Genomic DNA, 9,379 nt, shown 5'->3' with positions numbered 1-9,379 from the left:
TCACCGCCCCGCTTCGACGGCGTGCCCGGCGGACGTGCTGTCCGAAGCGGACTGTCCCGGTCGCGGGACGCGGAAGCTCAGCACGACCGCCGGTTCGGCGCCCCGGTGCCAGCGTTCCCGCTCCAGCCCGTCGTCGAAGATCAGGCAGCCGCCCTCGGGCCAGGAACCGGTCTTCCCGCCGATCCGGATCCCGCTTTCCGCCGGGACCGCGATGCCGAATTCGACCCGCAGGAACGCGTTGCTCGGCCCGCAGCTCGGCGGAAGGCGCACCGGCGGGCGCAGCTGCCACAGTTCCACGGTCGCGCCGGGGAACACCAGCGCTTCCGGGATGCCGTCGAGGACCCCGGCGGTGATCGGCAGCGCCGCCGCGGCGGCAGTCCACGCGCCGTCGCGGTAGAGCAGCACCGGCGCTCCGGCCGGATCCGCCGGCGCGGCGCGCACCTCCGCCGCGATCGCCTCGTGCCGCCCGGCGAGATGCGCGGTGAACCAGAAGTCCGCGGCGTCGTGGTCCGCCCGCACCGGCAGGTCGCGGCGGTACTCGACCGGTCGGTGCAGCGGAGACGACCACAGCCCTTGGCGCACGGCGAGTTCCGCGCACTCCATCGCGGCCTCGCGCTGGCCGTCGGCGTGCAGTTCGTCGATGAGCGCGCGGTAATGCCGCCGAGCGCGGACCGCGGCCTCCTCGCCGACCCGCGCGCCGGTCTCCGGCGCGCTCTGCCGTCCCCGCGCGATGCGGGCCGCGAGCTTGGCGGCCTCGGCGGCCCGCTCGCGGCCGGTGCGCAGGAACAGCGCGTGGTCGGCGAAGGATTTCTCCCTCGTCATGCGGTGCCGCTGGTAGGTCTCGTCGAACGGGGCCTTGTAGTCCTGGTAGTGCCGGTGCTCGACGAAGATCCCGGAAACCGGGTACAGCCTGCCCAGCCGCTCGGCGAGGTCGAAGACCCACTGCTCGACCTCCCACTGCTGGAAGATCGTCGGCACGAAGTAGCCGAGCGTCTCGTACCAGGCCCGGCTGACGATCGGGAAGTCCCGGCCGTCGCCGGGGTACTGCGCGGCGTCGAAGTACAGGCAGAGCACGGAATCCTCGTGCAGCGCGGCGAGTTCGCCCGCGCGCCGGTCGAGGGCGGCGTCCCAGCCGTGGTCGACGTAGAGCTGGTCGTCGTTGGCCATCAGCAGGAACTCGCCGGTCGCTTCCGCGGCGAGCCGGTTCCAGGCCGCGGCGACGCCGATCGGCGGGCCCACGCGCAGTGCGCACCGCCCGAGCGGCCCGCGCCGCTGGCGCACCCCGCCGAACAGCTCCCGGTAGCCGGGCAGCGCCGGATCGTCCTCGTCGACATAGCACAGGACTTCGATCCGGCCGGGCGCCGCCGCCGTCCGCTGCACGCTGCGCAGGAACTCGGCGAGGCCGTCCACCCGGTTCCGGGTCGGGCACAGCAGCGACAGCGGCCGGGGGCGGGCCGGGACGGCCGCCGGGAACGCCAGCTTGGTCCGCAGCCGCCGCGGTTCCAGCCGCAGCGCGTAGGCCAGTTCCCGCCGGAACCGGATGGTGCTGTTCAGCGCGCCGATCATCCACGCGCGGCCGCCCTCGTCGTCCCGCAGCGCCTCGGTGACGACGTCCTGCAGCTTCCCGTCGCGGCACCGCCGGAAATGGCCCAGCAGGAGCCTGCCGAAGTCGCGGGCGTTCCCGCGCGGGCTCATCGCGCGACCCGCTCTTCGGCGCGGCCGGCGGCGACTTGTTCTTCGATCCAGCGGTAGGTGCGGCGCAACCCGTCGTCGAGCGCCGTGCCGGGCTGCCAGCCGAGCAGCTCGCGGCACCGCGTGTTGTCCGAGACCCGGCCTTTCGGCCCGACCGGTTTGTCGCTCCGGTAGCGCGGGACGATCTCCTTGCCCGCGATCGCCGCGATCCGGCCGACCAGGTCGGCGATGCTGACCCGTTCCCCGGACCCGATGTTCACCGGCTCGTCCGCCGCGGACTCCGCGAGCCGGAGCAGGCCGGTGACGCAATCGTCGACGTAACAGTAGGACCGGGTCTGGGTGCCGTCGCCCCACACCTCGATCTCGCCGCCGCGCCCGGGGACCGCGGCGACCTTGCCGCAGAGCGTCGACAGGGATTTCGCGCGCAGCCCGGTGAAACTGCCCCGCGGGCCGTAGACGGCGTGCAGCCGGGCGACCTTGATGTCCATCCGGTGGGTCCGGCGGTAGGTGGCGCACAGGATCTCGGCGGTGAGCTTTTCCCAGCCGTACTGCATGTCCGGCTCCGCCGGGAACACCGGCGTTTCGCGCAGCGGCGGGCTGTCCGGGCGGTCCTGCAGCGAGTTCGGGTACACGCAGGCCGACGAGGTGTAGACGACCGTGCCCGCCCCCGCCGCCCGGCAGGCGTCCACGGTGTTGACCGAGATCAGCAGGTTGTCGTGCAGGATCTCGGCGGGCGCGGCGTGCGTCCAGCCGATCCCGCCCATGTTGGCCGCCAGCGCGAACACGACGTCCGCGCCCGCCACCGCCTCCGCGCAGCGGGCCTGTTCGCGCAGGTCGGCGATCAGGAACTCGTCGGCCTCGCTCGGCCCGTACTCCGGAGGCCGCAGGTCCACCCCGCGCACCCGCGCCCGCGGATACCGCTCGCGCACCGCGCGGACCAGATGGCTGCCCACGAATCCGCCCGCCCCGGTCACCACCACCGTCGTCATGACCCCTCCCCCGCGTGTGTTCCGCCGATGTCCGCCGCGCCGCGCCGCCGCGCTGTCCGCAGTTGCTGTCCCGCGCTGTCCCGGCGGTCGAGGAATTCCTGCTCGCGGCTAAGCCGGTGCCGTTCGGCCAAGCGGGCGCGCAGCCGGGAAACCGGCTGCGCCGGATCGGCGACGAGCGCGTCGAGGCATCCGGTGCAGGCGTCGAGCATTCCGCGCACCTCCGCGGCGGTCAGCCGGGACGGATCGTGCCGGGCCCGCAAGCGGATCTCCGCGCCCGGAACCGCTTCGAGCACCAGCGGATAGCCTTCGTCGACGAGCGTGCGCACGTCCCCGATCGCCAGCGCGCCGGACGTCCCGCCGGTCACGGCGACGGGGAAGTTCTCGATCACGACGATGGTGTCGAACAGGGTCTCGCCGCGGTTCAGGCCGATCGCACGGGTGATCCGGGACAGCGGAAGATGGCCGTGCTCGCGCATTCCGGCCAAGCGGTCCCGCAGTTCGCGCAGCCAAGGCAGGACCGCGGCCTCGCCGGTGCAGCGCACCCGCAGCGGCAAGGTGTTGATCAGCATGCCGACCAGCTCGGTGGCGCCGGGCAACGAAGGCGGACGGCCGGAAACGGTGACGCCGAAGACAACGTCGGCACTGGCGCACAGTTCGCCGAGCAAGAGCCCCCAGACGCCGTACAGAACGGTGCTGACGGTGAGCCCGTGCCCGCGGCACAACGAGTTCAGTGCGGCGGTCGCGGATTCCGGCACGGTCACCGCGACCTCGCCGCGCCGAGGCGCGAGCACCTGGCCCCGGACGCATCCCGGCCCGGCGATCCTGGACGGCCCCGGCAGCCCGGCGAACTGCCGGCCCCAGAAAGCGAGGTCGGCGGCGGCGTCTCGCGGCCGGAGCCAGTCCAGGTAGTCCGGCATCGCGGGCCGCCGCGGCAACCGGGGTTCGGCGCCGGTCTGCAGCGCCGCGTAGCTCGCCAGGACGTCCGCGAGCACGAGCTGTTGCGACCAGCCGTCCAGGATCAGGTGGTGGTGGGTCCACACGCAGCGCCATCCGGTCGCGGATTCGCGCATCAGCGCCAGCCGGAACAGCGGGGCCCGGCCGAGGTCGAACCCGCGTTCGCGGTCCCGGTCGAGGTACTCCGCCAGCGCCTCGGCCCGCTCCGGAACGCCGCGGTCCCGCCAGTCGAGGAACTCGACGTCCGGTTCGGCCGTCGCGGCGACCACCTGATGCGGCTCGGCGCGGCCGGCCCAGCCGAACGACGCCCGCAGCGCCGGGGTGGCGGCCAGCACGGCGGCCCAGGCGGCGCGGAACGCCGCCGGGTCGAGTTCCCCGGTCAGCGAACAGCAGACCTGCACCACGTAAGCGCCCGGGCCGCTGCCCCCGGCCGAGTGGTAGAGCATGCCCTCCTGCATCGGGCCGAGCGGATGCTCGGTGCGCGACGGGCCGGGCGGCACGGACGGCACCGCGCCGAGGACGGCCCGTTCGGCGACGCCGCGCACGGTGGCCAGGTCGAACAGGTCCTGCGCGGTGATCCGCAGTCCGGCCTCTTCCAGCTTGGCCACGATCACGATGGCGTGCACGGAATCCCCGCCCAGCGCGAAGTAGTCGTCGTCGCGCCCGACCTCGCCGAGGTCGAGCACCTCGCGCCAGATCGCGGCGACGGTCCGTTCGGCGCCGGTCTCCGGCGCCGCGGCGGCGGGACTGCCGGCCAGCCACCGGGACAGCAGTTCCCGTTTCGTCCCGGACAGCCGCTCGACGCGCGGATCAGGCTCGGCCATCGTGACCTCCGGCTCGCGACGGGTTCCCCGGCTCGCTCGCTTCTTCGCCCAGCAGCTGGGCCGCTTCCTCCTCGGTGAGCCGTTCGAGCCGGTCCACCAGCCGTTCCCGGTGTTCCGGCCGCAGCGCCAGCGCCGCGTGGTCGACCTTGCCGCCGCGGGTCAGCGGCAGCGCGGCCAGCCACCGGATCTCGGCGGGCACGAGCCGGGCGGGCAGCCGCCGCGCGACCCAGCTCCGCAGTTCCGCCGCGGGCCGTTCCGGTTCCCCGCTCCAGTAGGCGACCAGCCGCGGGGATCCGGCCGGCGTCTCCCGGAGCAGGACAGCGGCCAGCGCCACGGCCGGGTGCGCCGCCAGCGCGTGCTCGATCTCGCCGAGATCCACGCGGTATCCGCGAAGCTTGACCTGCCGGTCGGCCCTCCCCCGGAACACGAGCGCGCCCCCGGGGAGGCGGTGCACCAGGTCGCCGGTGCGGTAGCGCCGGGCGCCGGGACGATCCGGATCGGGCACGAACACCGCGGCGGTGTCCGCGGACCTGCCGAGGTAGCCCCTGGTGACGCCGAAGCCGCCGACCGCCAGTTCGCCGGGCGTCCCGGGGAGCACGGTCGCGGAGGCGCCCGGGATCGGCCCGCCGATCGGGACCGGGCCGTCCGCCGCGCCGACCGGGTGCACGCAGCAGCCGACGACGGTCTCGGTCGGGCCGTATTCGTTGTACAGCAAGGCGTTCGGGACGGCGGACCGCAACGCGACGACCTGCTTTCCGTCCAGCTGCTCACCGCCCGCCACCACGGTGAGGCCGTCGAGCGCGCGAGGCCGCGCGGCGAGCTGCCCGGCCAGTGCGACCAGATGCGACGGGGTGATCTTCAGCAACGTGTGGCGGCCGGTCAGCGCCTTGCCCAGCCGGGTGACTTCGTTGCCGGGCAGCAGATGCGCGGTTCCCCCGGCGACCAGCGGGGCGAGCAGCGACGTGACGGTGAGGTCGAAGGCCGGCGCGGAGTGCACCGGGGCGACGGTGCGTTCGGTGAGCCCGTAATACGGCACGCACCAGCGCAGGTAACCGGCCAGGCCCCGGTGCGGCACGCCGACCAGCTTCGGGCGTCCGGTGGATCCCGAAGTGGGCATGACGCAGGCCAGGTGTTCTCCGCGCAGTGCCGGCCGCCGGTATCCCCGGTCCGGCCGGTGGAAGTCCGTGCGCAGCACGGTTTCCGGCTCGACGCCGCCGGGAGCCGGAACATTCGGAGGCAGCACCAGCGCGACCGCGCCCGCCTCGGCGAGCAGCGCGGACACTCGCTCCGGCGGGGTTTCCGGATCGATGGGCACATAGGCCGCCCCGGCGCGCAGGACGGCCAGCAGCGCGACGACGTACTCGACGCTGCGCTCGGCCCAGAGCCCCACCACCGTGTCCGGCCCGGCGTGGGCCGCCTGCAACGCTCCCGCGAGACGCGCCGAAGCGGTCCACAGGCCGCGATAGCTGAGCTGCTTTCCGTCTTCGAGCAAGGCGATCCGATCGGGTCCGTTGCGGACCGCCGCTTCGATCAGCTCGTGCACCGCACCGTCCGGTGGCACCCCAGCGGGAGTCTCCGTCGGCCCAGGCTCCACCGCGGACTCGTGCGGACGCCGAGCCGCGGCATCGAGCGCGGCACGGAACAATCGGCCGATCTCCTCGGCCTGCTCGGCGGTGAGCCTGGCGGGGTCCGCTTCCAGCAGCAGGCGCAGCTGGCCGGAGAGGGCGTCGACGTTGAAATGCGCCGTCAGCGGCACGTACGTCTGGTCGGGCGCGCGCAGGTCCGACACCGCCAGATTGTCCACTGTGGACATATCTCGGTAGAGGTGGAAATGGGTGAAGACGAAGAGCGTGTCGAACAGCCGCCCGGCACCGAACTCGCGGTTCAGCGCGACGAGCGGGTAGCGGCGGTGCGGCGAGGTCCGGCGTTCGGCGCCGTAAGCGGCCGAGGCGAGGTCCGCCCAGGTGGCCCCGTCCGGCACCGCGACCCGCAGCGGGAGGATGTTGTTGAACACCCCGACCACGCGGTCCCCGTCCCGACGCTCCGGCCTTCCGTTGGTCTCCAGTCCGGTGATCGCGTCCGCGGACCCGGTCAGCGACCGCACCACCCGCAGGTGCACGCCGAGCAGGACGTGCTTGAGCCCCACGCCGAGTTCGGCGGCGAGCGCGCCGAGCCCGTCCCGGACCTCGTCGCCGATCTCCAGCACGATCCGCTGCTGCAGCACCGGCCCCCTCGCCTCCGGCGCCCGGTACGGCAGCGCGGACGGCCGGGCGCCGCGCAGTTCCGCCGCCCAGAACTCCCGTTGTTCCGGCGAGCGCATCGCGGCGCGTTCCAGTTCGACGAAGTCCGCGTAGCCGACGCTCGGCGGCGCCGGATCCCAGCTCTCCCCGCGCGCGGCCGCCCGGTATCCGCGCAGCACCTCGGTGAGCACGAGCGCGGTGCACCAGCCGTCGAGGGCGAAACTGCTGACGGTGAGACGGAAACCGGCCCCGTCGTCGTGCGCGGTGAACCGCACGAGCGGCCCGTGGTCCAGGTCGAACTGCCGCTTGCGCTCGGCGGCCAGCCACGCGGCGAAGCGTTCCTCGCGGGCCGGATCGGCGCGCAGGTCCACCACCTCGACCGGCAGCCGGGGCACCGCCGACCACACCAGCTGCACCGGTTCCGCCTGACCGGCGAGGTCGAAAGAGGACCGCAGGTACGGATGCCGGGCCAGCACCTCGCGAACGGCCCGCGCCAGCGCGGCGGGAGCCAGCGGGAGGGCCACCGCCACGCTGGTCGCGTACACCTCGTACCCGGGGTCGTTGTCCCGGTGCGCCAGGACGGCCCGCTGCGCCATCGAGACCGGATACGCGTCGTCCAGTCCCGCGCGTCCGGCCAGCTCCGGGCACAACGCGAACGGCGGCAGGGTCGCTTCCGGTTCCGGGGCAACGGTTTCCGGCTGCGCGTCGAGGTGGGCGGCCAGTGCGGCGACGGTGGGGTTGGCCAGCAGTTCGGGCACGGTGAAACCGGACCCGGTCTCTCTCGCCGCCGCGGCGATCCGGATCGCCAGGATCGAGTCGCCGCCGAGGGTGAAGAAGTCGGTGTGCACGTCGACCGCGGGCCCGCCGAGGTGCTGTGCCCACAGTTCGGCGAGGCGGCGTTCGGTTCCGGTCCGCGCCGTGCCCGGCAGCGGTTCCGGCGCCGGTGCCGGAAGTGCTCGCCGGTCCAGCTTGCCGCTCGGGGTGACCGGCAGCGCGTCGACCGGAACGAGCTGGGCCGGGATCAGGTGGGCGGGCACCGTCCGGCGCAGCCGTTCGCGCAGCACGGCCGGGGCCGCCGGCCCGCTGACATAGCCGACCAGGCGGCCGTCCCGGACCACCGCCGCGGCGTCGGCGACCTCCGGCTGGGCACGGAGCAGTTCGGCCACTTCGCCGAGTTCGATCCGGTGGCCGCCCAGTTTCACCTGCTGGTCGGTCCGGCCGAGGAAGATCAGCGCGCCGTCCGCCCGGCGGCGGGCCCGGTCGCCGGTGCGGTAGATCCGGCCGCCCGTGCCGGACGGGTCCGGCAGGAACGCCGCCGCGGTCTGCCCCGGACGTCCGGCGTAACCGGTGGCGAGGCAGTCGCCGCCGAGGAACAGTTCGCCGGGAACCGGCCGCGGGACGGGAGCGAGCCGGTCGTCGAGCACCCGGGCCGAGGTGTTGCTGATCGGCAGGCCGATCGGCACCGGGCCGTCCTCGGACGGCGTGCAGCGCCAGGCGGTGACGTCGATCGACGCCTCGGTCGGGCCGTAGAGGTTGTGGAGTTCGGTTCCCGCGCCGAACACCTCGTGGAACCGGGTCCTGGCCGCGGCGGGCAGTTCCTCTCCGCTGCAGAGCACCCGGCGCAGCGGGGACGCGCCCGGGCCGAGTCGGGCCGCTTCGGCGAGGAACGGGCCGAGCAGGCTCGGCACGAAGTGGGCGGTGCCGATTCCGGCGCGGGCGACGAAGCCGGCCAGCCCCTGCGGATCGCGGTGCAGGCCGGGCGGCGCGAGAACGACGGTGCCGCCCGCGATCAGCGGCCAGCACAGTTCCCACCACGAGACGTCGAATCCCACCGGGGTCTTGTGCAGCACCCGTTCGCCGGCGCGGAGCCGGAAGTGCTCTTGCGCCCAGCACAACCGGTTGACGATGCCGCGATGCGGGACGAGCACGCCCTTGGGCGTCCCGGTGGAACCGGAGGTGTGGAGCAGGTACGCGGGCTGCTCCGGATGGACCCGAGCCGAATACCGGCCGCCGGTGCTCCGGGCCAGCTCCGCGGTGTCCAGGGCCCGCACCGGCAACGCGGCGGCCCGGTCCCGCGATTCGCCGTCGGTGAGCAGGAATCTGGCTCCGCTGCCGGAAAGCAGCACGGCGTGCCGGGGCGCGGGGTCGTCCGGATCGAGCGGCAGCACCGCGCATCCGGCGTGCAGCACGGCGAGATAGGCGATCGGCAGCGCGGCGCGGCGCCGGTGCAGCACCGCGACCGGCTCGCCCGGCCGGGCGCCGAGCGCGCGCAGCCCGGCCGCCGCTCCGGTCGCCGCCCGGTGCAGCGCGCCGTGGCTGAGCTGGGTCCAGCCGCCGGCGGCGTCCGGCGCGAGCACGGCCGTCGTGTCCGGTTTCGCGCTCGCCGCCGCGGCCGCGAGCCGGTGCAAGCCCCCGGGATCAGGCCGGTAGCGGACCCGGCCCCACCCGTCTTTTTCGGTGTCCGGCACCGCGATCGACGCGACTGGCCGGTCCGGTTCCGCGACCGCGGCGCGCAGCAGCTCGGTGAAGTGCGCGGACATCGCCGACACCGTGGCGGCGTCGAACAGGCTGGTGCGGTACTCCCAGCGGCCGGTCAGCTCGCCGCCCAGCCGGGCCATGCTCAGGCTCAGGTCGAGCTGCGACCAGCGGCGGGGCACCTCGACCGGCGAGACGGTCGCCG

The 9,379-nt window shown here is 74.3% G+C and carries 4 protein-coding genes (1 of these 4 running past the window's edge); all 4 read right to left on the bottom strand.

The window, feature by feature from the left end; all coding sequences use genetic code 11:
- Tightly spaced (each overlapping or abutting the next), the 4 genes in view from BM362_RS40890 to BM362_RS40875 form a layout consistent with a single transcriptional unit that may run on beyond the window.
- Positions 1–1,695, bottom strand: coding sequence for an aspartyl/asparaginyl beta-hydroxylase domain-containing protein (locus BM362_RS40890; RefSeq protein WP_093576797.1), 1,695 nt, complete (start codon positions 1,693–1,695; stop codon positions 1–3).
- On the bottom strand, positions 1,692–2,681 hold the full coding sequence (locus BM362_RS40885; protein WP_067594034.1) for an NAD-dependent epimerase/dehydratase family protein: 990 nt from the start codon (positions 2,679–2,681) through the stop codon (positions 1,692–1,694). Before BM362_RS40885 ends, BM362_RS40890 begins: the two co-directional genes overlap by 4 nt.
- A complete protein-coding gene (locus tag BM362_RS40880; RefSeq protein WP_093576796.1) occupies positions 2,678–4,459 on the bottom strand; it encodes a condensation domain-containing protein in 1,782 nt (593 codons plus the stop codon). Before BM362_RS40880 ends, BM362_RS40885 begins: the two co-directional genes overlap by 4 nt.
- Positions 4,446–9,379, bottom strand: the 3' portion of a protein-coding gene (locus BM362_RS40875) for a non-ribosomal peptide synthetase (protein ID WP_093576795.1). The gene runs 3,112 nt beyond the window's last position; 4,934 of the gene's 8,046 nt are visible here — the last part of the coding sequence; its start codon lies beyond the right edge, outside the window; it ends in the stop codon at positions 4,446–4,448. Before BM362_RS40875 ends, BM362_RS40880 begins: the two co-directional genes overlap by 14 nt.

The organism is Amycolatopsis rubida (assembly GCF_900115345.1).
GTDB lineage: Bacteria > Actinomycetota > Actinomycetes > Mycobacteriales > Pseudonocardiaceae > Amycolatopsis > Amycolatopsis rubida.
This window is presented reverse-complemented; position numbering and strand designations above follow the sequence as displayed.